At 50.6% G+C, this 21,117-nt stretch carries 18 protein-coding genes; 4 read left to right on the forward strand and 14 right to left on the reverse strand.

Translation table 11 applies throughout. The features are described 5' to 3' along the window. Window positions 1–488: 488 nt before the first annotated feature. The 10 genes from msrB to BLW29_RS29835 all read right to left on the reverse strand — a co-directional run bounded on the left by msrB (window position 489) and on the right by BLW29_RS29835 (window position 10,120). Window positions 489–914: a peptide-methionine (R)-S-oxide reductase MsrB gene (gene msrB, locus BLW29_RS29790; protein WP_218147148.1), complete on the reverse strand. Its 426-nt coding sequence runs from the start codon at window positions 912–914 to the stop codon at window positions 489–491. Between the two features lie 67 nt (window positions 915–981). Continuing rightward, window positions 982–1,464 carry a DinB family protein gene (locus BLW29_RS29795; protein WP_177186862.1) on the reverse strand — a complete coding sequence of 161 codons (483 nt, stop codon included), beginning with the start codon at window positions 1,462–1,464 and terminating at the stop codon, window positions 982–984. Between the two features lie 284 nt (window positions 1,465–1,748). Next, window positions 1,749–2,114 carry a hypothetical protein gene (locus tag BLW29_RS29800; protein ID WP_090986538.1) on the reverse strand — a complete coding sequence of 122 codons (366 nt, stop codon included), beginning with the start codon at window positions 2,112–2,114 and terminating at the stop codon, window positions 1,749–1,751. 194 nt (window positions 2,115–2,308) lie between these two features. Then, window positions 2,309–2,974 carry a response regulator transcription factor gene (locus BLW29_RS29805; protein ID WP_090986540.1) on the reverse strand — a complete coding sequence of 222 codons (666 nt, stop codon included), beginning with the start codon at window positions 2,972–2,974 and terminating at the stop codon, window positions 2,309–2,311. Next, window positions 2,971–4,194: a sensor histidine kinase gene (locus BLW29_RS29810; protein WP_256209062.1), complete on the reverse strand. Its 1,224-nt coding sequence runs from the start codon at window positions 4,192–4,194 to the stop codon at window positions 2,971–2,973. The genes BLW29_RS29805 and BLW29_RS29810 overlap by 4 nt, the downstream gene beginning before the upstream one ends. 175 nt (window positions 4,195–4,369) lie before the next feature. After that, entirely contained in the window at window positions 4,370–5,545 is a 1,176-nt protein-coding gene (locus BLW29_RS29815) for an epoxide hydrolase family protein (RefSeq protein ID WP_090986543.1), read from the reverse strand. Window positions 5,546–5,784: 239 nt separating this feature from the next. Beyond that, window positions 5,785–6,993, reverse strand: a complete 1,209-nt coding sequence (gene alr, locus BLW29_RS29820) for an alanine racemase (RefSeq protein WP_090986545.1) — start codon at window positions 6,991–6,993, stop codon at window positions 5,785–5,787. A gap of 15 nt (window positions 6,994–7,008) precedes the next feature. Then, window positions 7,009–8,085 (reverse strand): D-alanine--D-alanine ligase family protein, encoded by a 1,077-nt coding sequence (locus BLW29_RS29825; protein ID WP_090986547.1) that lies wholly within the window; start codon window positions 8,083–8,085, stop codon window positions 7,009–7,011. Window positions 8,086–8,205: 120 nt separating this feature from the next. Then, window positions 8,206–9,258 carry an acyltransferase family protein gene (locus tag BLW29_RS29830; protein ID WP_090986549.1) on the reverse strand — a complete coding sequence of 351 codons (1,053 nt, stop codon included), beginning with the start codon at window positions 9,256–9,258 and terminating at the stop codon, window positions 8,206–8,208. After that, entirely contained in the window at window positions 9,251–10,120 is an 870-nt protein-coding gene (locus BLW29_RS29835) for a D-alanyl-D-alanine carboxypeptidase family protein (RefSeq protein WP_090986551.1), read from the reverse strand. The genes BLW29_RS29830 and BLW29_RS29835 overlap by 8 nt, the downstream gene beginning before the upstream one ends. Before the next feature lie 203 nt (window positions 10,121–10,323). Between BLW29_RS29835 and BLW29_RS29840 the strand changes: the two genes are divergently transcribed. Then, a complete protein-coding gene (locus tag BLW29_RS29840) occupies window positions 10,324–11,028 on the forward strand; it encodes a response regulator transcription factor (RefSeq protein ID WP_090986553.1) in 705 nt (234 codons plus the stop codon). After that, entirely contained in the window at window positions 11,018–12,115 is a 1,098-nt protein-coding gene (locus BLW29_RS29845) for a sensor histidine kinase (RefSeq protein WP_256209060.1), read from the forward strand. Before BLW29_RS29840 ends, BLW29_RS29845 begins: the two co-directional genes overlap by 11 nt. A gap of 38 nt (window positions 12,116–12,153) precedes the next feature. Here the strand turns inward: BLW29_RS29845 and BLW29_RS29850 are convergent, their stop codons facing one another. Next, window positions 12,154–12,702, reverse strand: a complete 549-nt coding sequence (locus BLW29_RS29850) for a pyridoxamine 5'-phosphate oxidase family protein (protein ID WP_090986555.1) — start codon at window positions 12,700–12,702, stop codon at window positions 12,154–12,156. Window positions 12,703–12,932: 230 nt separating this feature from the next. Between BLW29_RS29850 and BLW29_RS29855 the strand changes: the two genes are divergently transcribed. Then, window positions 12,933–13,526 carry a CGNR zinc finger domain-containing protein gene (locus tag BLW29_RS29855; protein WP_090986557.1) on the forward strand — a complete coding sequence of 198 codons (594 nt, stop codon included), beginning with the start codon at window positions 12,933–12,935 and terminating at the stop codon, window positions 13,524–13,526. Window positions 13,527–13,639: 113 nt separating this feature from the next. Here the strand turns inward: BLW29_RS29855 and BLW29_RS29860 are convergent, their stop codons facing one another. From BLW29_RS29860 to BLW29_RS29870, 3 genes are all read right to left on the reverse strand, one after another. Then, window positions 13,640–15,298, reverse strand: coding sequence for an extracellular solute-binding protein (locus tag BLW29_RS29860; RefSeq protein ID WP_090986559.1), 1,659 nt, complete (start codon window positions 15,296–15,298; stop codon window positions 13,640–13,642). A 139-nt stretch (window positions 15,299–15,437) separates the two neighbouring features. Then, window positions 15,438–16,328, reverse strand: a complete 891-nt coding sequence (locus tag BLW29_RS29865; protein WP_090986561.1) for a carbohydrate ABC transporter permease — start codon at window positions 16,326–16,328, stop codon at window positions 15,438–15,440. 28 nt (window positions 16,329–16,356) lie between these two features. Continuing rightward, the gene (locus BLW29_RS29870) at window positions 16,357–17,229 is read right to left on the reverse strand and encodes an ABC transporter permease (RefSeq protein WP_090986571.1); all 873 of its coding nucleotides are present in this window, start codon (window positions 17,227–17,229) and stop codon (window positions 16,357–16,359) included. A gap of 299 nt (window positions 17,230–17,528) precedes the next feature. Here BLW29_RS29870 and BLW29_RS29875 point away from each other — a divergent pair, with 299 nt between their 5' ends. Then, window positions 17,529–20,753, forward strand: a complete 3,225-nt coding sequence (locus tag BLW29_RS29875; RefSeq protein ID WP_090986563.1) for a histidine kinase — start codon at window positions 17,529–17,531, stop codon at window positions 20,751–20,753. The last annotated feature ends 364 nt before the right edge of the window (window positions 20,754–21,117 follow it).

Below are 21,117 nucleotides of genomic sequence, written 5' to 3' on the forward strand. Positions count from 1 at the left end.
TCTTTGATTTAATTATCTTGAATTAAAGATATCTTATTTTTGAGGTAATGTCAACACCTTAATAACCCCCTAAATCCCCCTAAAAGGGGGACCCCGAGGGACCCGTCCCTCTGGACACCCGGAATTTGACTAACGTATGTGCTACAGAGGAGCGCTCGCGAGATTCATTTATGCGTATGATCGCTTTCGTCCCATTCGGGACACGCTTAACTTTGGGCGGGTTTTAGCTACCTGGTGTCCCTTACGGGACCATGATAACGTGGTCCGCTTCAGAGGCGCTTGGGTGATAGTGCGTGCAAGTCCTCGTTTTCGTCCCATTCGGGACACACTTTACGGTTGGCGCGAGGAAGAGATGAGTTACCTGGTGCTCGCGGCTACGCCACTCGCACGGTAACCTAGAGGCCCGCTCGAATGCCGCGGGGATGTTAGTTTAAGACAAAGAAGACGACCTTATTCCTTAACACGGAATTTAGGTCGTCTTTAATCAATTATTCAAACAGTTTGGCATAGGCACCGTAGCCGCTTTTCTCTAGGTCGGCTTTCGGGATGAATTTCATCGCCGCAGAGTTCATACAGAACCTCAGTCCCGTTGACGTTGGCCCATCGTTAAACACATCACCTAAGAAGGAATCCGCGTTCCGGCTTCTGACCTCTGTTCCAGAGAAGAAACCTTTCCGTTTCAGTACGACATTATCAGCTTCCAGAGGCTTGGAGAAGCTTGGCCAGCCTGTACAAGCATCATATTTGTCTTTGGAGCTGAATAAAGGCTCGCCGGAAACGACATCTACGTAAATGCCTTCCTCTTCATTATTCCAGTACTCGTTAGCGAACGGTCGCTCGTCTATACCACGCTGGGTTACGTCATATTGGAGCTTAGTCAATTCTTTTAACTTCTCTTCTTTGGAGAAATTCATAGCTGCACCTGGTTTAGCATTCGTTTTCATTTCGTCATCTCCCTCGCATTTATTCATCCAAATGGCTTTACTCTTGAGGCGCAGCAGTCGAAGCTGCCTGTAACGACTGAAGCATGCCGTACACAACGCCTTGATGGTAATGCATATGAAGCGCGGTCAAATAGATTAACTCGCCGATGTTCTCGGCGTGAAGAACGTTCTCTCTGATGGGTTCATTCAAGCGATCTTTCAACGTCTCTCTAATATGCTTGTTTAATTCTTTCAGCTTGGTGACCAATTCATCCCACTCAGGCGGTTCTCCCTGCCAATCCGCAGGCTTAGTACCATAAGCGAAGAATTCTTGATAGCGGCCCGGCAGGTTGTCCTGCTGTTCCGAAAGAACCAGTACATCATAATGCGTGACGACCAGAACATGTCCCAAATGCCAGTGAATATTGTTTATAAAGCCTTCCGGTATGAGGACTCGCTTCTCCGGCGGACATTGGTTGAGGACGCGAATGAATTTCTTTATATGTTTGTTCAATTGGCGAAGAGCGAATTCTTCTCTCATCGGGCAGCTTCCCTCCCGTAGGTCCGGAGCCATTTCCTCATTAGTTATCTTAATAGTTCAAGAAGCAATTCATTTCATAAATAGATCCGCCAACAAGAGCAACGAGAAGAGACCAAGTGATTATTTTTTTAAACATATTCAATATCCTCCTCCAAGTAAGTTAGTAACTATCTATATTAGTTTTACTGGTTACAATATATCATGGCCACATTCAAAAAGCAAGTAACTATCTATATTGTAAAGATTGGATATTTGGTCGAGTGGATAAAAAAAGCAGTCCCCCTCTAGTGAGACTGCACTGCCCTATGTGACAGGGGGAGCATCCTTCCGCAATCAAAAAACTCGCGGCAAACGACCAAGTGCTCGGTCAAACTAACCGAGTCATCATTGATGCTGATCTCATCCAACCGTTTGACCAATGCAATGACCTCATCGAACATGATTGAGCGGCCAACATAGGTAATCGATAATTCCACCAAGCAATAACCGTTGCCGTTTTCACTCGTCGTATTCAAGTTCAAGGTGACATCCGGCGTCGATTCGTCTTCGCCTTCATAGGAATAAATGTTGATTCTCCACATCTTAGAGGAATCTTGGATATAATCATTTTCGTGCCTGTAATTGTCTAGTTCAAACCAGCCCTTCTTCATTCGTTCCCTTCTTTCCCCTCATTCTTTACTGATCGATCTCCTATTTCAGCGCCATCGGTATCCCTGCCGGAATTATAGCAACAATCGTGCACGAGCAAATCTGTGGAAAGTCACGAACTTTGTACGTCGATAACTGCCGGATCCGATTGCAAACCATGCATAATTTCATGCCTCATGCCAAAAGTCATGCCTCTTCACGGTTCGAAATGACGCACTGCAAATAGGGCAACTTGTGTTCGATCGCGCAGTCCGAGCTTCGCAATCAGATTGGAAACGTGATTCTTCACCGTACCTTCCGTAAGATACAGGGAATCGGCGATTTCTTTGTTATTGCATCCTTGGCCCAGCAAGGCAATCACTTCTTTCTCTCGTTCGGTCAGCAGACTCAGCTCGGCCGGCTCCTCTTTACTTAATGGGTGGACTTGATTCGGATTCATATCCGACATTTTCTTCAATTCCTTGAGCAGCAAGGCGGTGATATCGTGTTGAAGCACCGTTCCTCCGTTGTACACCGATTGGATCGCACTGATAATGGCCTCCGACGGCATGTCTTTCAATAAATAACCGTGTACCCCTTTCCCCAAGACGGTCATAATGAGTTCCGCGTCATCGAAAGTGGTCAGAATCAGCACCTTCGTCTTCGGAAAGTGCTTCAGAATCAACTCTGTTCCTTCCACGCCATCCATGCCCGGCATTCGAATATCCATCAACACGACGTCAGGCTGCCATTCGACTACTTTGGCATAGGCATCTCGGCCATCTTCCGCTGTCCCAACCACTTCCATCCCCGGCTCCAAGCCAATGATGGTCGCTAGACCCTCTCTCATCAGCCGTTGATCGTCGACAATGAGGATTTTCAATGCTCCCCCTCCACTTCCGTTCTAACGTAAGGAAACTGTACTTCAACGGCAAATCCTGACTCTTGCTCCATCCTGAAATGAACCTCTCCGCCCCACTCCCGCACCCTTTCTTGTACATTCATCAATCCAAACCCCGGTTTTAGCTCGACAGGCAATTCTCCATTATTACGAATAATTAGACGAAATAGGGCTTCGGCATAAACGAGCACAATCACGATACGAGTCGCATGGCCATGCTTCTGAGCATTGGTAAGCGATTCCTGCGCGATGCGATAGGCCGTTAATCGAAGATCGATGGGAATGTCGACGGGCATCCCTTCGACTTCCAGCACTGTATGAACCTCGGTAAACTTAGTAAATTCCTCCGATAAGCGGGCAAGGTTTTCGTGCAAAGGGGCTGATGTATGGGCGTCGTCTCTTATTGCCCTTACGGAAAGTCGCACCTCTTGCAGAGCAGACCTCACTAAACCTTCGCATTCCAAATAGGTTTGCTCACTGCGTAAAGCATCCAGCTTGCTTAGCTTTCGAGCCACTTGCATGTGAACCAACAAGGCCGTCAGTTTATGACCGACCGTATCATGAATTTCCCGTGTCATTCTCACTCTTTCCCTTGTCGCTGCCCACTCCTCCGCTTGATTCGCATACCCCCGCAGTTGCTCATGTGATTGCTTTAATTGATCGTAGAGCTGCATCGTATCCGTGCTGGACTTTTTATAAGAATGAACCATAAAGCTCACAATGCACGCAAACACGATAAACGAAGAGGAAATATAATAGCCGGATGGATCAAGTTGCCGATACAACGTCCAATCAATGGTGCACATCGTCGCTAAATAAAGGAATAGCAAGAGCACGCAGGATGCGATAAGCACTCGGGTATTCTTGATAAACATGAAGATGGCTAAAGCCGTAATGCCATTAAACAGATGATTGGGAATTCTACCCCCGATGTAGATATAGCCATAAGAAGCAGATACCAAGAAATCAATGACCAAAAGGTACAACAGCCAATGCTTCTTCATGCTGGTATAGAAGTAATTAACGAACAGAAACACCAGTATGGAAAACACAAGAAAAGTCAGCTTCCAGAAGATCGCAACCGAATGTTCAAAATAAAACAGCCCCGTCAGAACGAGATCATAAACGAGTTTCAAGCCGAAAAGCCCTCTCAGCGAGACCGTTTTCTTCCACACGCGATTCGTTGTAGCTTTCAGCATCATCGATCCCACTATCCCATGACCCCTTCTCGTCTGCTGCATCTTGAAAAATAGGCAAGTTAGACGTCATTTCCCCATTGTTAGTCTAACCATATCGCATTGTCCTATGAACGAATAAAGCAGCACGCAAAAAGGAGCCCCCTTACGGCAGGCTCCTTACATCAACATGTATTTTAGATTAACGCAGCGACCTTAATCCTGTGCGGATTTCTTCGGTCATGTATTCTGGCTGCTCCCAGGCTGCGAAATGTCCGCCCTTAGGAAGTCTGTTGTAGTGAATCAGGTTCGGATAAGCTTTCTCTGTCCAGCTCTTCGGCGCTTCGAAGAGTTCGTCCGGGAATACGCTAACGGCAACCGGAAGCTTGACGCCTTGGACAGCGAAGAAGGATGACTTGTTCTCCCAGTAAATACGTGCCGCCGAAATCGCCGAGTTCGTGAACCAGAAGAGCGTGATGTTATCGAGGACGTCATCGCGCGACAAGCCTTCTTGGATGCCGGAGAAGGATCTCGTAATCAAGGCAAGGCTCTTCCAGTCGTGGTCCAGCATAAAGGCTGCCAAACCGACAGGCGAATCCACTAGTCCAGTCAGCGTCTGCGGACGCGTACCCATGATGAACGCGTAATAAAATTTATTCTCGCGCACTTGCTCGACCGCTTTGATTTCTTCGTCAGAAAGACCGGCCGGCAGCGGGTTGCCGGTCCAAATCGCCGCATCAACGTCGGCCGGAATTACCTTAGGCATATTGGTGTGAATACCAAGCAAGCCTTTAGGCTCTTGTACGCCCATGGCATCAACCACAATCGCGCCCCAATCGCCGCCTTGCGCTGCGTATTTCTCATAGCCAAGACGAGTCATCAGTTCAGCATAAGCGCGCGCGATGCGTTCCGGATCCCAGCCTGTCGTCGTCGGCTTACCCGAGTACCCGTATCCAGGCATCGACGGAATAACAACATGGAAAGCATCCGATGCATTTCCGCCATGCTCCGTAGGATTAGTCAGTGGTTCGATCAGCTTCATCTGCTCGATAATCGAGCCCGGCCATCCGTGTGCAATTAGAATCGGCATCGCATTCTCATGCTTCGAGCGAACGTGGATGAAGTGGATGTCAAGACCGTCGATCTCCGTAAGAAAATGCGGCACGGCGTTAATCTTCGCTTCAATCTTGCGCCAGTCGTATTCATTCGCCCAATAACGAGCAAGCTCTTGCATGGTCTCAAGCTGCGTGCCTTGCGATTGATCCGAAACGGTTTCTTTCTCCGGCCATCTTGTAGCGAGAATACGATTGCGCAATTCAGTGAGTTCCGCTTCCGGAACGTTTACGTGAAACGGACGAATACTTTGTGGATTAGTCATGTTGTTAATCTCCTTCTGATTTAGAGTTTGTGGGTGGCCGAGCAAACCAGCGCAGTGACTTGATGTAAATTAGCTTGTGATTAACTACGCGCAGCCCGGCTTCGCAGGCTTGAAATCACGGGAGAATCATTTACACGTTTTCCACACCACATTTGTAACTACTCAAATAAACTTAACCAGTTACAAGACGTACTATATCATGTGAAGGAGATGAATACAAGTAACTATCTAAATTATTTTTAAAGGTTACACAGAGAACATTCATCGCGACCGGAGCTGAAGTGTTCCTGCCAAAGACCGAATGTTACGTTGTCCGCTATTGTCAGCGCTCGTGTCTCCTCATATTCGATGTATGTTCTCGTGACGCGAGCAGATAGAGATGTGGATATCTCCTGCTGCGCGCAGCCGAGCGGTTCGGCGAGCTCTGCGATCGTAATGCGTTCGGCTCCTTGCCGTCCTATCAAAGTTACCTGGGTACCTTCCGGACAAGGACGAGGAAGCCTAATCATCAGCTGATCCATGCAGATCTTACCGACAATTGGAGCACGCCGGCCTTCAACCAGCACGTCCGTACCTTGCATCCGCTGATTCCAACCATCCGCATAGCCGATCGGCACGGTTCCAATCCACTCGTCTGCTTCGGCTTGGTACGAATTGTCGTAGCCGAGGTACTCGCCTTTGGCCAGCTTCTTCACCTGGATCAAACGGCTGTGCAGGCTTAATGCCGGCTCGAGCTTCACGGAGCGTACGAGCTTCTCCGGATAGAAGCCGTACATCGCTGCGCCGATCCGCACCATATCCATCGCCAGCTGCGGAAACCGTAGTGCCGCGGCGCTGCCTGCACAATGATAATGACTAATCGCTAAGCCGGACGAGCGTCCCCACTCCTTCATTTCGAGGAAGCGTGCAACTTGCTGCTCCAGAAAGTCGGTGTCCGCCTGCCCTGCCGTCGCGAAATGCGTATAGAAGCCGTCGACCTCGACATCCTCCGCGCGAAGCCAAGGAACAAGCTCCTCCCATTCTTGCCGCGTTCGAATTCCGATCCGCCCTAAGCCCGTATCCATCTTGACATGAATGCGAAGCTTTCCCGAAGCGGCGTAAGGGATGGATTTCCGCAGCTCCGCAAACCATTTGGCACTCGTTACGGTTAACGTGAACTCATGCTCGAGCGCCATTGGTACCAGCTCCGGCTTGATTGGAGTCAAGATTAGAATCGGCAATTGGATGCCGCTAGCTCGCAAATGCAGTGCTTCCTCAAGGTAGGCGACGGCCAGATAATCCACCCCTGCCGATTCCGCCGCCGCTGCTGACTCAAGGTCGCCATGTCCATAGCCGTTCGCCTTCACGACGGCCATCAGCTTGACGGAAGGATGTAAGGAGCGGCGAATGGTCTGCATATTCTCGCGAATGCGGCTTACACTAATTTCAGCCCATGTATCTCTTAGCATTCCTTCCGCCTCGCTTTATTTGGAATAACGAATCGTTTGTTTGTTCTCGTGCCTGGCAATCGCGTGGCCGATCAATTTCTCGACCAGCTCCGCATAGGTCGTTCCGTCGGTACGTTCCCACATCACCGGATACATGCTGAAGTTCGTGAATCCGGGCAAAGCATTAATCTCGTTAAGGAACAGATCGCCGTCACTGTTCAGGAAGAAGTCGACGCGGGCAAGGCCCTCGCAGCCATGAGCTTGATAAGCTCGGATCGCCAGCTCGCGGATTCGCTCGGTCAAGCCGTTCGGCAGCTCGGCCGGAATGGACATGCGAAGCTGCTTATCGAAATACTTGGATTCGTAATCGAAGAATCGATGCTCGTGGATAAATTCTCCAGGCAGCGAAGCAAGCGGCCTTTCGTTGCCGATAACCGCCACTTGAATTTCCCTGCCGGCCACCTCGCGTTCGAACACGAGCTTCTTATCATAAGAGAAAGCCTCCAGAATACCGGCCAGCAGCTCATTTCGGTTTGTGCATCTGCTGATGCCGATGCTCGATCCGAGAGAAGCCGGCTTCACATAACAGGGATAACCAATGCTCTCCTCCACGCCCGAGAGGATCGCCTTCTCATCCGATTTCCATTCCTCATAGCGGCATACTACGTATTCCGTTTGGTGAATGTCGGCTTGGGCCAATATCTGTTTCGACATCGCCTTATCCAGCGTAAGGGCAGCTGAGAGCACGCCATTCCCAACGTAGGGAATATTCAGCAGCTCCATCAAGCCTTGTACCGTGCCGTCCTCCCCGTTGGGGCCGTGCAGAAGCGGCATGACGACTTTAGGGCCGGGCAATGCCAGCATGCCTGTTAATAGTCGACCGATCGAGTCGGCTGCGTCTTTCGAATCGGGCCGCGCGATTAGCCGCTCAATCGTTAAACCTTCCTTGGAAAGATGTCCTGGCGAACACCATAAGCCATCGCGCGTAATATAGATGGGATACACTTCAAAGCGGCTTTCATCTATGGAAAGCAGGACCGTAACTGCCGTTTTCAATGACACGTCGTGCTCGACGGATTTACCGCCGTATAGTAAGTACAACTTGGTTTTCATTTGTAATGCCTCCTAGGTTCTTGTCCGTTGCTCTATCTCTAAGATAACGCCCCGGGCCGAGGAGGTTTATAACACGCCATAAAGGATTCCTTAAAAATTTCTTATTTGTAGTCAAGCCCATTACGATTGCTCCAGTGCGTAACGTCTTGGCCGTAGTTTCCTTCTTCGTTTGTTGTCCACTACCCAGACCGTAACGGCGGACATCCCGACCGAGACCAGGCACACAGCGACAAAATGGAGCAAGCTGTTCGCGATAAACAGTCGTTCCAAGTGCACTGCCTCTGCTGCTCCGCGAACGAGCACAATCGCAATCGGATGAAGAATGTAAACCCATACGCGCCACTCTCGGAACGTTTTGCTCGACTGGATCTTCCACTGCATGGCCCAATGGAACAAGAAATACGTGGCGGGCAGCGCAAAGATATACATGCTGTCATGCCGCGGAATATCAAAGGCGCGCAGAACCGATCCTTCCAGAACCATCAAGCCGAGCGAACACGCAAACAAGGTTGCATTGGCAATCGGCGATTTGGCGGAAGCCGGCTGCTTGGCTGCCCAAGCGCCGAGCGCCAGGAAGATAGGAGCATAGAAGAACCCATTACGCGTATAATCGAACACATTGAACATACCTGCATACATTTGAGTGATTACACTACCGCTTGGCAGAATTCCATAGTAGCTGTCCCCCAGCAATCCCACGATGTACAAGCCGCCTGCGATAGCCAGCATAGCGTTCATGGACTTCATCTGATACAGGACGTAAGTAATTAACAACCCTAACATTAAGGCCGGCAAATACCACAGGTGATAGAATGTGCCATCAAACACAATGTCCTTGATCAACGAATAAACGGTAAAGGAATCCGAAAAATAACCTTTATACACATTCAGCGGAATGTACAGCACGATCGCAATCAGATATAACTTACCGGTCCTCCGCATGTAACTGTACAGCGCTTTGCGATCCTTCGCCGGGTCCCCGGTTAGTTTGCGGTAGAATAAAAACCCGGCTGTCATGAAGAAAACCGGAACGGCTATGCGAGTAAGCAAATTGCTTAGAACAAAATCAGCCGTGGTGCTGTAGGACAGAAACGGCCCTGTATGATTGGCAACGACCATAATCGCGACAATGAATTTAAGCCAATCGAGCCCGCCGAAATTTGGTTTAGACATTAGCTTGACTTCCTTTATCCCGGTATGCGGTCACAATAAACCCATCGCTGTTATTACCCGATACCGTGTAGTGATCGCAAGGTACAACGGGAATGTCGGTGGTATTAGTCGTCGTACCCTCACCCGCCGCCGGTACATAATAAATCGAAACGCAAGCATGCTCGTCCTCGAATACAAGATGATCCTCTTCGTACGGGAAACTTCGAAGCTGATCGATGTATTCCTCCAAGCACCAATCGTTCCGCTCCATGATTGCAGCGTGGGGATAACCGACATAACGGAAATGCCACGGCTCGCAAGATATATGCGTAATCGCTTCCTTGCCTTCCTTGTAGCGTTGAATGAACCCGTACCGGGCAGCTAGCTGCTTGAAGGTCAGATAAACGCCACTGTCCGGAAAAGACGGCGCAATGAAATTCACGTCCTTGTCATCCTTGTTCCTCTTGCCGACGTCGATAGCAAGTCCCGTCTGATGCTCGCTCTGATTGGGCAACGCCACGTAACAGGCCGTGTATTCGGCGCCATTCTCGACTAGCGAGGATTGATAAATCATCTCCTGCTCCAATCGGCTCCGATACCCGCTGACCGCGATAATATCGTGTACCCCTTCGCAAGCCTCAAGCAAATCATTCAAATGCTGCAAGCAAGTCCGTTCCAGCAGCATATTGTCGCTCAGGGTATGAATAGCCGGGAACGAGCTAAGCGGCAGCAGGCTGCCGGTGGAAATCACCTGCTGGATCGGGTTCTCGCGATTAATTAAGACCAGATGCCCTTGGTGGATCTCAGAACGAGCTGCTTGCACGACGTTACCTTTCGAATGACTGCCTATATGTTGTTCGGCTTGGTGTAGTTGTTGTTCCATCTCGCACGAACCTCCTTGTTATCGTTAAATGTTCTTGCCACTCTACGATAACGTCCCGAGCCGGACAGGTTCATAAAACGCCTTAAAAGAAACCTTAAGTTTTTCTTATTTGTGGATTCATACGGTAGGTTGCGGATACGATATCTGATAAGCTAATGCTACAAATACGGTAGTTAACTTCATGCAAACGGAGAGATTCTTCTATGAAATCGATTCAAATTCTGATCGCGGACGATGACCCGGAAATCGCCAAGCTGATCTCAATCTTCCTGACCAACGAAGGCTACCAGGTGCTGACGGCAAGCAACGGTCGAGAAGCACTCGACTTGATCGCCAAGGAATCGGTCCAATTGCTCGTCCTCGATGTCATGATGCCGGAGATGGATGGGCTGGAGGTCGTGCGAACGGTACGAGTGGAGTATGACAATATTCCGATTCTGATGCTGAGTGCCAAGGCTGAGGATATGGACAAGATCATGGGTTTGACGACGGGGGCTGACGATTACATGGTTAAGCCGTTCAATGCCCTTGAGCTGCTGGCCAGAGTAAAGTCGCTGCTGCGCAGGTCCATGCTTTTGAATACACAGACGCAGCCGGCACAGGATCAGGATGAAATTCAGATCCAATCGCTGAAGATCAACAAAAAATTGCATGCCGTTACCATCGAGGATCGGAATGTCAGTTTGACGTCGACGGAGTTCGATATCTTGTATTTGCTGGCGAGTCATCCCAAGCAGGTGTTCAGTGCGGAGGCGATATTCGAAGCGGTGTGGAAGGACAAGTTCATGGAGTCCAACAATACTGTTATGGTTCATATAAGCAAGCTTCGCGATAAATTGGAGAGCGAGCTGGGCGGCGTGAAGCTTATCCAGACCGTCTGGGGAGTGGGGTACAAAATTGATCCCTAACATTCGTCCGTGGGAAAGCCTTCGTTTCAAAATGTTGTATTTGTTCGCCTTAAGCGCGCTTGCGTCCAGCCTGACGGTCGTTTTTCTAAGCTTGATCGCCCTCGCCGCCTACCATACCGATATCCCTTTCATCAGCAATCTCTTGGACTTGGCAAGATCTCAGCTCGGCATTCCCATCTCTTTCACTTTAGCCGGCCTCTTATTTACGATCATCTATTTCTTCGTCTTCAGCCGCTCCACCATTCACTATCTGATGGAAATCTCGCAAGGCATCGAACGGATCGCCGGCGGAAATTTCGATTTCCGCCTTCCGATTCGCAGAGAGGACGAGCTCGGCGCATTGGCCGATAATATCAATCGCATGACGGCGCAGCTGAAGCTGTCCATCGAGGAAGAACGGCGCGCCGAGCGAACGAAGGCCGAGCTGGTCACGAATGTTTCTCACGATCTGCGCACGCCGCTGACGTCCATCGTCGGGTATCTGGGTCTGATCAATGATGATCGTTATCAGGATGAAGTGGAGCTGCGGCAATACGTCCAAATCGCGCATCATAAATCGATGCACCTGAAATCGATGATCGATGATCTGTTCGAATTTACGCGGACAAGCGGCGGCATGAAGCTTCGACCGTCGCCGATCAATCTCGCCGAACTGATGGGACAATTGGCAGGTCAATTTCGTTTGCAATTCGAACAGGCGGGGATGGAATGCCAATTGATTCTCCCCGACCATCCCCTTGTCATTCATGCGGACGGGGACAAGCTTGTTCGGGTATTCGAGAATTTAATCGTTAATGCGATTCAATACGGCAAGAGCGGCCGGCGTATCGAGATCACGACTTGGAGCACCAACGGACAAGCGGTCGTCGAAATCGCGAACTATGGCGAGACTTTGCCGGCTTCCATCATTCCGCTTCTGTTCCAGCGTTTCTATCGCGGCGAACAATCCCGCTCGCGGAATACGGGCGGCTCGGGACTAGGCCTTGCCATCGCCAAAAACATCGTCGAGCTTCATCAGGGTACGATCTCCGCAGCCAGCGACGATGGGAGAACCTCATTCGAGGTGAAGCTTCCGCTCGCCATATAACACAAAGCGGGGCAGATATCTATATCTGCCCCGCTTCCTTATGCCCGGTCATGATGAACGGTTTTACCTTCATAGAACATACGCTCCGATGGTGCGGATTGTTCTTTGGCCGACAATGAATCTGCAGGCAGCTTATAGATCGCGGTTTTACTGCCTAAGCTGGATACATACCGTTCCAGATGAACCCGCCCCAGCGGTCGATCGTAATAACCGGGTACGTATTTATCCAGCATGACCTGCATAGCCTCCATCGCCTCGTTCATATCCAGAACCGGAAGCAGCGCTCCTTCGATAATGACGCTCATGTAGGCCGTATCCGTATCGGCCGGTACCGGGCTCGTAATCGTCCCATAGTTCTCGCTGACAGTGAAACAAGCCTGCGGGTTCTGGGCGATATAGTTGATTTTCCTACCTTCTTCAGCTCCATGAAAGTAGATGGCGTTATTCAACCATACATAATTCAGCGGTATTACATACGGAACATCGCCTGCGGATAACCCGAGAAAGCCGGTCCGGGCTTGCTCCAGAAAGGAACGGATCTGCTCGGTATCCGTGCAGCTGCGGTTCTGATTGCGCATGGGATTCATGATCGGTCATTTCACCTTTTCTTTTTCTATTACTTTTTACAGGGTACAGGATAACTATGAGTGACGGAATAAATATAGTTGTCAATAAATCGTAACCATCTAGTTATAAAATAGCTGTTACGGAACACACTGTAACATGAACGGTTTTGTCCGTCAAGTAACTAGCTAAGCAATGACATGGGTGTTACAATATAGAAAATTCCATAGGAAGCAAGAGGGGCGTGGCGCGGATGTTTGTATTATGGGACGATTTTCTGAGAAGTGACTATCGCGACTGGAGAGGCAGCGGGCATACCGAGGAGCTGTTGGATAAGCCGGAATGGTTGGAAAAGTTTCTGAACTCGCACAATCTTCCTTATCCGGGAGTTCCAAGCGCGAAAGAAGTAGATGAGTTGAAGCAGTTGCGGGAGCATATTCTCCATATCGTCCGGAAGCTGACGGTAGGCGAAAGCGTGGATCCCCTTAATCTGGAAGGACTGAACCGTGCCCTATCGAGCGGGCCCATAATTCTGCACATCACGGAGTCGAACTCCAATTTCAGTCTGGAGACTACTCCGCTGCAAACAGGCTGGGCCCGCATCGGAGCAGAGGTCGCCACTTCCTTCAGCCGCTTACTCACAGATAGCGAACCCTCCCGCTTGCGTATTTGCGATAATCCGGATTGCCGTGCGGTTTACTATGACGAGACTCGCAACCGGTCTAAACGGTTCTGCGACGAGCGAGCCTGCGGCAATCTGATGAAGGTCCGTCGGTTCCGCGCACGCCAAAAGGCCGCCGAGAACGGCAGCCCTTCGAATCCTGATTTCCCGGAAGTAACCGTTTAAGTTACAGCGGGGGCCAATGGTGCTCTCAGCTTCTTATGCGAGGGCTAGCCACGCCATTCGGACGCTGAGCATTCCATAATGGAACGCTCAGCAGTCCCACCGCATGAATCGGTTTATTTCCAAAGCTCTTGGCGCTTGTTGTAGTTATCTGTGATAATCGCTTCCACATTCTCGTCGCCGGCTGACTTCATCTCCGCAAGCATGCTGTCGAAGCCGGCGTTAGCCTCTTGCTCGCTCTTCGCGATAATGATCTTCGTGATCGATTGCTTCATGATATCCTGAACCTTCTGGTAGCTGAGCGATTCCGGAGTACCGCCTCCTGGTCCGAGGTTATCGTATGGTGATGTATCCCAAACCGTATCCGATAGATTCTTGAACGCCATCAGGTCGATTTCGCCGCGATTGTTGTCCCCGATGTGATAAGGCGTGCCGTCGCTGCCCAGTCCGTTCTTAACGAACCAGGTCCATTTCTGAAGACCGGTCTTCTTCTGTTCGGCAGCCCAATCTTCCTTCAAGCCTTGAAGAACTTCCGGCTTCGGCGTATGTTTGCCGTCCTTCATATCCCAAGTCTGGCCTTCGATCCCCCACATGAGGAGATATTGCCCCTCTTCACTTGCAAGGAAGTTGATGAACTTCATCGTTTCTTCCGGATGCTTGTTGTTCTTGGAGATGGCAATCGCATCCCAGCCGAGCGGGCTGCGCGGACCGAACGTTGTCGCGCCAGGATCAACGCCCGGTGCAACCACTTTATAGGAGAATAGCTGTTTGTCTGCTCCGCCGGCTTTCAGCAAAGCGTTGTTCGCGTTACCCGGATCCCAATAAGCCGAAGCCGTCGAGAAGACAAAACCGTTGGATAGCTTCTGTTCCCACGTTTGCGTTTTATTGACCGCCCATTCATGATCGATCAAATCTTCGCGATACAATTTGTTCATGTAGAGGATCATTTCGCGGTATTTCGGGTCTTTCACGTCAAACTTCAGGCTTCCTCCGTCTTCGTAGTAGGCTTTCATCCCCCACATGCCTTTGAATGTGCCAAGGACTGCACCCATATTCTCCGCATTCAGAGTAAGCGGTATCGAAGCCTTGCCGTCAATGTTCGGATATTTCGCTTTGAAGTCCTTCAGCAATTGCTCGAATTCATCCGTCGTGAACGGTTGGCCGCCTTCCGCTTTGTCCGGCGCGAGCTCCTTCAGTAGATCCTTGCGCATCTGAATGCCGAATACCGGACTGTTATCCATGCCGTACCAGTTGGACAGATAGTAGTTTTTGCCGTCGGTATAACGCGTCTTTTGCAAGACCTCGCCATATTGGGACTTCACGTCAGGTCCCAAGCTCTCAATGAGATCATCTAACGGAATAATGGCGCCCGCTGCAATATATTTGTTCACGATATCGCTGCCACGGTCCATGAGGATAATATCCGGCAAGTCGCCGCTGGCAAGCATCAGATTCAGCTTCTCCGACGGATTGCCGCTCGGCTGTTGAATTTCGACAGAGACGCCTGTACGTTTGGTAACCTCTTGGGCTACGGGGTTCGTGAAGGCATCGCCCGTATTCTTATCGAAGAAAGTAAGCGTAATCGGCTCCGAAGGTTTACTGTTCGTTTCCGCCGCCGCATTGTTCGCATCCGTGGAATTCGTAGAATTAGCAGTAGCCGCGGTATCATTGGACTCGTTCGCTGCGGTGTTGTTATCTTTACTGCTGCAGCCGATAAGCAGCGTCGTAAAGACCATGATTGTGAGCATGACTGTCAATATACGTTTCTTATTCATAGCGTGTTGCTCCCCCCAAATACAATGATAGTTGATTCATGAGCGTTTCCATAGACATTCCGTGGTAAAACGAGAATATACTGCCCGTGCGCCATAATAGCCGCCTTCCACTCACACTCCTTTCATAACCCGAGAAAAATCAGCTTTTGACTGCGCCAAGCGTCATGCCCTTAACGAAATATCGCTGCAGGAACGGATAAACCAGCACAATCGGAAGAGTTGCGACCATGGTCGCTGCCATGCGGATCGTATCCGACGATACCGCCAGCCTCTTAGAGGAATCTGCCAACTGCTGCGCTTCGGACACCATGCTGCCTGTCTGGTACTGATTAAGTATCTTCACTAGCACCGCTTGAAGGGTTTTCAAGCTGGGCTTATAGGTGAACACATACGAATCGAACCAAGCGTTCCAATGACCGATAGCCGTAAACAGTGCGATCGTCGCCAGCACCGGCGTCGTCAGGGGAAGAATGATACGGATGAACACTTGCAAATCGTTAGCGCCGTCAATCTTAGCCGACTCCGTCAGCTCCTGCGGAAGCTGCTCGATATACGTCCGCACAAGAATCATATAGAACACGTTCATCAGCCCCGGGAAGATAAACACCCAGAACGAGTCGATCAGGTGTACATTTTTCAGCACCATATAGTACGGGATCAACCCACCGCCGAAATACATCGTGAAGATGAAATACAGCGTAATCGGCCTTCTGAACACCAAATCACGATTGCTCAGCGGGTAGGACAGCAAGCTGATGACCAGAATCGTAAGCGGCGTCCCGATCACCGTCCTCGCTACCGTTACCCACACGGCATGAAGGATCTGACCATCGGTTAAAATCTCTTTATAGCTCGTAAATGAAAGCTCCCTCGGCCAGAAGTAGATGCCTCCCTTGATGGTATCCGAGGCGCTGTTGACCGATAGCACCAGCACATTCCAGAACGGGTAGAACGTTGCGAATACGACTGCCAGTAGAAAGGCGTATACCGCGCCGGAGTAAAGCATGTCTCCCATTGCCCTGCTTTTCATGCTCTCTATTCCTCCCTAAACCCCTATGTTAGAACAGCGATTGATCATTGACTTTCTTCGCCAGCCTATTCACCAGCAGCACTAATATAAAAGCGACCACGGACTTGAACAATCCTACTGCCGCGCCATAGGAGAACATCCCATTCTGTAAGCCGTACCTGTACGTATAGGTGTCGATAACATCGGAATACTTCAAGACCAGGTTGTTCTGCAGCAAGTACTGCTGGTCGAACCCGGCATTCAGAATGCCGCCAACCGCCAGAATGAGCAGGATGACGATCGTCGGGCGAAGCGCGGGCAGCGTCACGTACAGCATTTGCTTCATACGGGATGCGCCGTCCACCTTGGCCGCCTCGAACAGCTCGGGATTAATGGAAGCGATGGCCGCAAGGTACATGATGGCGTTGAAGCCCATGTCCTTCCACATGTTGGAAGAAGCGATAATCCACCAGAAATAATGGCCGTTCTGGAAGAAGCCGACCGGCTCCTCGGTGATGTGCAGCAGCATCAGCACTTTATTCACAAGCCCCTGCGACGATAACAGCGTGACGATGATGTTCGCTGCGATAACCCAGGAGATAAAGTGCGGCAAGTACGAAATCGTCTGTACGATCCGTTTGAACGCTCCGCTGCTGATTTCATTAATCGCGATGGCAAGAATGATCGGTGCCGGGAATCCGAATAGCAAGCTTAATGAGCTTTGGGCCAGCGTGTTGCGCATAATCAGCCAGAAGTCGCCGTTGTCGAAGAAGTATTGGAACCACCGCAAGCCGACAAATTCGCTGTGAAAGAAAGATCCGAAGAATGATCCGCCTGGCTGATAATTAATGAACGCCATATAGAGTCCGAACATCGGGGTATATGAAAACAGCAGCGTGCAAATAAACGCGGGCATGATCATAAGCCATAAATACTTCTGCTGACGGAAACGCTTCCACTTTCCGTTAGTCTTTCCGAGCAGCGGCGCACGCTGCAACGGTTGTTCGATCTGCGCTTTCAATTACGCTCTCCCCCTGCCTTATCGTCTGGAATATCCTCATTATAGGGGAGCTTTCCGCAGCCATTCCATGCAAACATCCGCCAATTCATACGCCAAAACACCTGATTTCATGTAGTGCCATTGTTGAAATACCGTAGGCCGACTACAATAAAACAAGTAACGATCATCCCGCTCTCACATAGGAAGGACGTGGCTCACCTATGCATTCCATACTGCTCGTAGATGATGAGAAGATAGAATTGGAAACGCTTACTACTTATGTGCCTTGGGAAGCGATGGGGATACGGGTTATCGGGACCGCCCGCAACGGCCGAGAAGCACTGGAGTTAACCCAGCAGCTTGACCCCGATATCATTCTGACCGATGTTCGCATGCCTATCATGGACGGACTTGAGTTCGTGAAACGCGCGAAGCAGGTTCGCAAACGGGTCAAGATCGTATTCCTCAGCGGTCACGACGAGTTTCAATATATTAAAGCCGCACTCGCCGTCGAAGCATCCGGCTATCTGCTCAAGCCCATCGACATGGAAGAGCTGCGGCATCTCATGGAGAAGGTCAAACAGAAATGCGAGGAAGCCAAACTGGCGGAACGCTCGGAAGAGATGGCCAAAGAGAAGCTGCTCCGGATGCTCCTCATGGAAGAAACGCCGGATCGGCGCGCCGAATTGGCGCAGAGGCTGCTGCAGCTAGACTCTATCGCCTCGCCGCCATTGCGCGGTCCCTTCAAAGCCGCTTGCTTGGTGATTGACCGCCCGAGCCGCAATGACGGAGCTGCTGCGGATTCGGGCATGCCGGATCCGCTTGAGCGAAGCATTGGTGAAGCCGTACATAACCGTTTAAAGGCGCTCGGCTATATTGGCGAGCTGATCGATTGGGAGTATCGCACATTCGCAGGCGTGTTCCCGGACTCTCTGTTTGATGGGGAACGGGAGACCTGGCAGCAATTACAGAAGCTGATCGAGGCGGATTTCCCCGTATCGCTTACAATCGGACTATCAAGGGCGAGTGAAAGACTGGAAGATGCACATGACCTCTTTAAAGAAGCGCATGACGCCGCTAAGCAGGCTTTCTATTTCGGTAACGGGGCCTTGTTAGCTGCGGAAGACGTTCACAAGCCGTCTACGGATGAGGTCGAGGTCGAAGAGCACCGTGCCGCGCTTTGCCGGGCCATCGTGCATCAGCGCTCGGAGGAAACGGAGCAGGAGGTTGCCCTGTTCATCCATAGGCTGCGAGAGAAACATGTACACCCCCATCTTGCCCGCTCCGCAGCGGTTCGTCTCATCACGGCTGTGGAGCAGCATTTCAGCGGCGCGATTCATGAGCTCCAGATCGGCCCGTTCAGCAGCGAATGGGAGATTATGAGCCATTGCCAAACGCTGGACGAAATCGGGGAGCATGTCCTGCATGTCTGCCACAGCTTAATCATGGCCCTGTCGGAGAAGGACAAAGACCGCCATCAGCATATCGCCAAGCAAATTCAAGATATTATTGACCGTTCCTATCACAAGCCGCTAACTGTCGAGGATATTGCGAAGGAAGTCTACTTATCGCCGAATTATATCCGCACCATCTATAAAGAGAAGACCGGACGCACCATTCTGGAGGTAATTACGGGGACGCTCGTGCCCGGCCTCATTCATCGCCTGCTCATAAGACCTTTTCTCAACATGCATTTGCGCAACAAGCTGTTCGTCGTCTTCGGGCTGGTATCCGTTATTCCCCTGATCTTCTTAGCCATCTATTCCTACGAAACGATGAAGAGCGAGCTGACCAGACAGATGTACTCCAACATGCTCTCCACGACCGATCAGATTGGCTCCAACCTGAAGATGAAGCTCGATTCCTATTCCAAAGTCTCCTCCTCCTTGTATCTGGACAGCCGTCTTCGCGACTTCCTGACCATGGACTATTCGTCCGGCAATAACCAATATGTCGATGCCTATGAATATATCAACAGTTCGTTCCGAAATCTGCTCGTTACCAACACGGATCTGAGCAGTGTGACCGTCTACACGACGAATCTGACGTTGCCCACCGATCAGGTGTTTATTAAACGCGCCGATAAAGACCTCATGCGCTACCCCTGGTACAGTTTGGCGAGCAAGTCTTACGGCAGCGTAACGTTCACCGTGATGCCCGCCACCAATCCATCCAGCGAACAAGTGACGCAAGGCATCGAGGAACGCAAACCGTCACGCATCGTGCTCGCTCGTCTGCTGGACAACAACAGCCTGAACTACCCCTACGGGATCCTGACCATGGATATTCCCGAAGTCGATATTTACGCCCTGATGGCCAAAGAAAACAATAACAAAGAGCTATTCATCGTTTCTGAGGATGGAGCGATCATCTCCGGCAAGGACAAAAACAAGATTAACCACAATCTGAAGGAGTTTGTGCAGGGGGATTGGGGGAACAGCAAGGCAGGCAGCTTTATTGGCATGTATAAGGGCGAGCGCGTTTTTGTCGTCTATAACTCCATCGATAACGGCTGGAAAACCGTCTCGATCGTGTCCTATAACAGCCTGCTGATGAACGTGAAGATCGCGTTCTCTCGGCTATTCACGATTGCTATCGCCAGCTTAATCCTATCCATCATCCTTATCTATATCATGGCCAGATGGTTCACGATTCGAATTGAGAAACTGCTGCAGCTCACGCGCCGCATCGAGTCTGAAGACTTTGATGTCCAAGCCGTATCGACATGGCATGATGAGGTCGGGCTGTTATCCTTCGCCATGACGAAGATGGCCAGGCGCATGAAGGAACTGATTAATGAGGTGTACAAGAAGGAAATCGCGAAGAAGGAAGCGGAAATGAGCATGCTGCAGGCCCAAATTAATCCGCATTTCCTCTACAACACGCTGGCCTCCATCTCCTCGCTTGCGATGCGCAGCGATGACAATCGCATTCAGGACATGGTCACCCATCTGGCGAAGTTCTATCGGATCTCGCTGAACAAAGGCAAAACCATTGTCGGCTTCGCGGAGGAGCTGCGGTTGACGAAGTCCTACATTGCCATCCAGCAGCTGCGCTTCGAAGGACTCCTTCATGTGCACTATGACATTGAAGAAGCCGCCCTACCTTATCCGGTAATCAAGCTGATGCTGCAGCCTTTTATCGAAAATGCCATCAATCACGGGATCTGGGACGACGAGGCCGGCATCAACGTAATCATCAGAGCCTGCATTAAGGATGATACGCTAATGCTAGAGGTCATCGACGACGGCATGGGCATGAGGCCGGAGAAGCTCCAACGCATCCACGGTGAAGAGGATAGCGACGGTGTTTCCGGCTACGGCATCCGCAACGTGGACCGCCGCATCAAGCTGACGTTCGGCGACAGCTACGGCGTCCATATCTATAGCCGCCTGGGCATCGGCACCGCGGTTCAGATTCTTATCCCGTTAAGAGGTGCTTTGTAAAGAGCAATGAAGCCGGCGTTCGAGGGATGCAAGCCGCAGAAAGATGCTGATAGTCGCAATATGCGGCTCTTAGCGGCGAAAACGCCGCAAAACGAAACTGAGAGTCGCGAAATCCGACTCTCAGCTTCAACAAACCCAAAACCTCACTCACGCCGGAGGCTGAGAATCGCAAAAAGCGACTCTCAGCGGCGAAAACGCCACAAAACGAAACTGAGAGTCGCGAAACCCGACTCTCAGCATCAATAAACCCAAAACCCCGCTCACGCCTGGATGACGTAAAATAGTTTGTGTACCAACATTTGGGCCTAGTCGGGCACAAAAAAAGTAGGGTATCCTCGGGGTTACGACACGCACCGAGAAAGGA

This window comes from Paenibacillus sp. CF384, from assembly GCF_900106745.1.
In the GTDB taxonomy this organism is placed as follows: Bacteria; Bacillota; Bacilli; order Paenibacillales; family Paenibacillaceae; genus Paenibacillus_Z.

Excerpts from the sequence above, each read along its gene's own strand:
- BLW29_RS29810 (WP_256209062.1), bottom strand. The coding sequence starts at position 4,194 with ATGATGCTGAAAGCTACAACGAATCGCGTGTGGAAGAAAACGGTCTCG.
- BLW29_RS29835 (WP_090986551.1), bottom strand. The coding sequence starts at position 10,120 with ATGGAACAACAACTACACCAAGCCGAACAACATATAGGCAGTCATTCG.
- BLW29_RS29800 (WP_090986538.1), bottom strand. The coding sequence starts at position 2,114 with ATGAAGAAGGGCTGGTTTGAACTAGACAATTACAGGCACGAAAATGAT.
- alr (WP_090986545.1), bottom strand. The coding sequence starts at position 6,993 with ATGCTAAGAGATACATGGGCTGAAATTAGTGTAAGCCGCATTCGCGAG.
- BLW29_RS29840 (WP_090986553.1), top strand. The coding sequence starts at position 10,324 with ATGAAATCGATTCAAATTCTGATCGCGGACGATGACCCGGAAATCGCC.
- msrB (WP_218147148.1), bottom strand. The coding sequence starts at position 914 with ATGAATTTCTCCAAAGAAGAGAAGTTAAAAGAATTGACTAAGCTCCAA.
- BLW29_RS29875 (WP_090986563.1), top strand. The coding sequence starts at position 17,529 with ATGCATTCCATACTGCTCGTAGATGATGAGAAGATAGAATTGGAAACG.
- BLW29_RS29830 (WP_090986549.1), bottom strand. The coding sequence starts at position 9,258 with ATGTCTAAACCAAATTTCGGCGGGCTCGATTGGCTTAAATTCATTGTC.
- BLW29_RS29825 (WP_090986547.1), bottom strand. The coding sequence starts at position 8,085 with ATGAAAACCAAGTTGTACTTACTATACGGCGGTAAATCCGTCGAGCAC.
- BLW29_RS29815 (WP_090986543.1), bottom strand. The coding sequence starts at position 5,545 with ATGACTAATCCACAAAGTATTCGTCCGTTTCACGTAAACGTTCCGGAA.
- BLW29_RS29795 (WP_177186862.1), bottom strand. The coding sequence starts at position 1,464 with ATGAGAGAAGAATTCGCTCTTCGCCAATTGAACAAACATATAAAGAAA.
- BLW29_RS29860 (WP_090986559.1), bottom strand. The coding sequence starts at position 15,298 with ATGAATAAGAAACGTATATTGACAGTCATGCTCACAATCATGGTCTTT.
- BLW29_RS29870 (WP_090986571.1), bottom strand. The coding sequence starts at position 17,229 with ATGATCATGCCCGCGTTTATTTGCACGCTGCTGTTTTCATATACCCCG.
- BLW29_RS29855 (WP_090986557.1), top strand. The coding sequence starts at position 12,933 with ATGTTTGTATTATGGGACGATTTTCTGAGAAGTGACTATCGCGACTGG.
- BLW29_RS29865 (WP_090986561.1), bottom strand. The coding sequence starts at position 16,328 with ATGAAAAGCAGGGCAATGGGAGACATGCTTTACTCCGGCGCGGTATAC.
- BLW29_RS29850 (WP_090986555.1), bottom strand. The coding sequence starts at position 12,702 with ATGAATCCCATGCGCAATCAGAACCGCAGCTGCACGGATACCGAGCAG.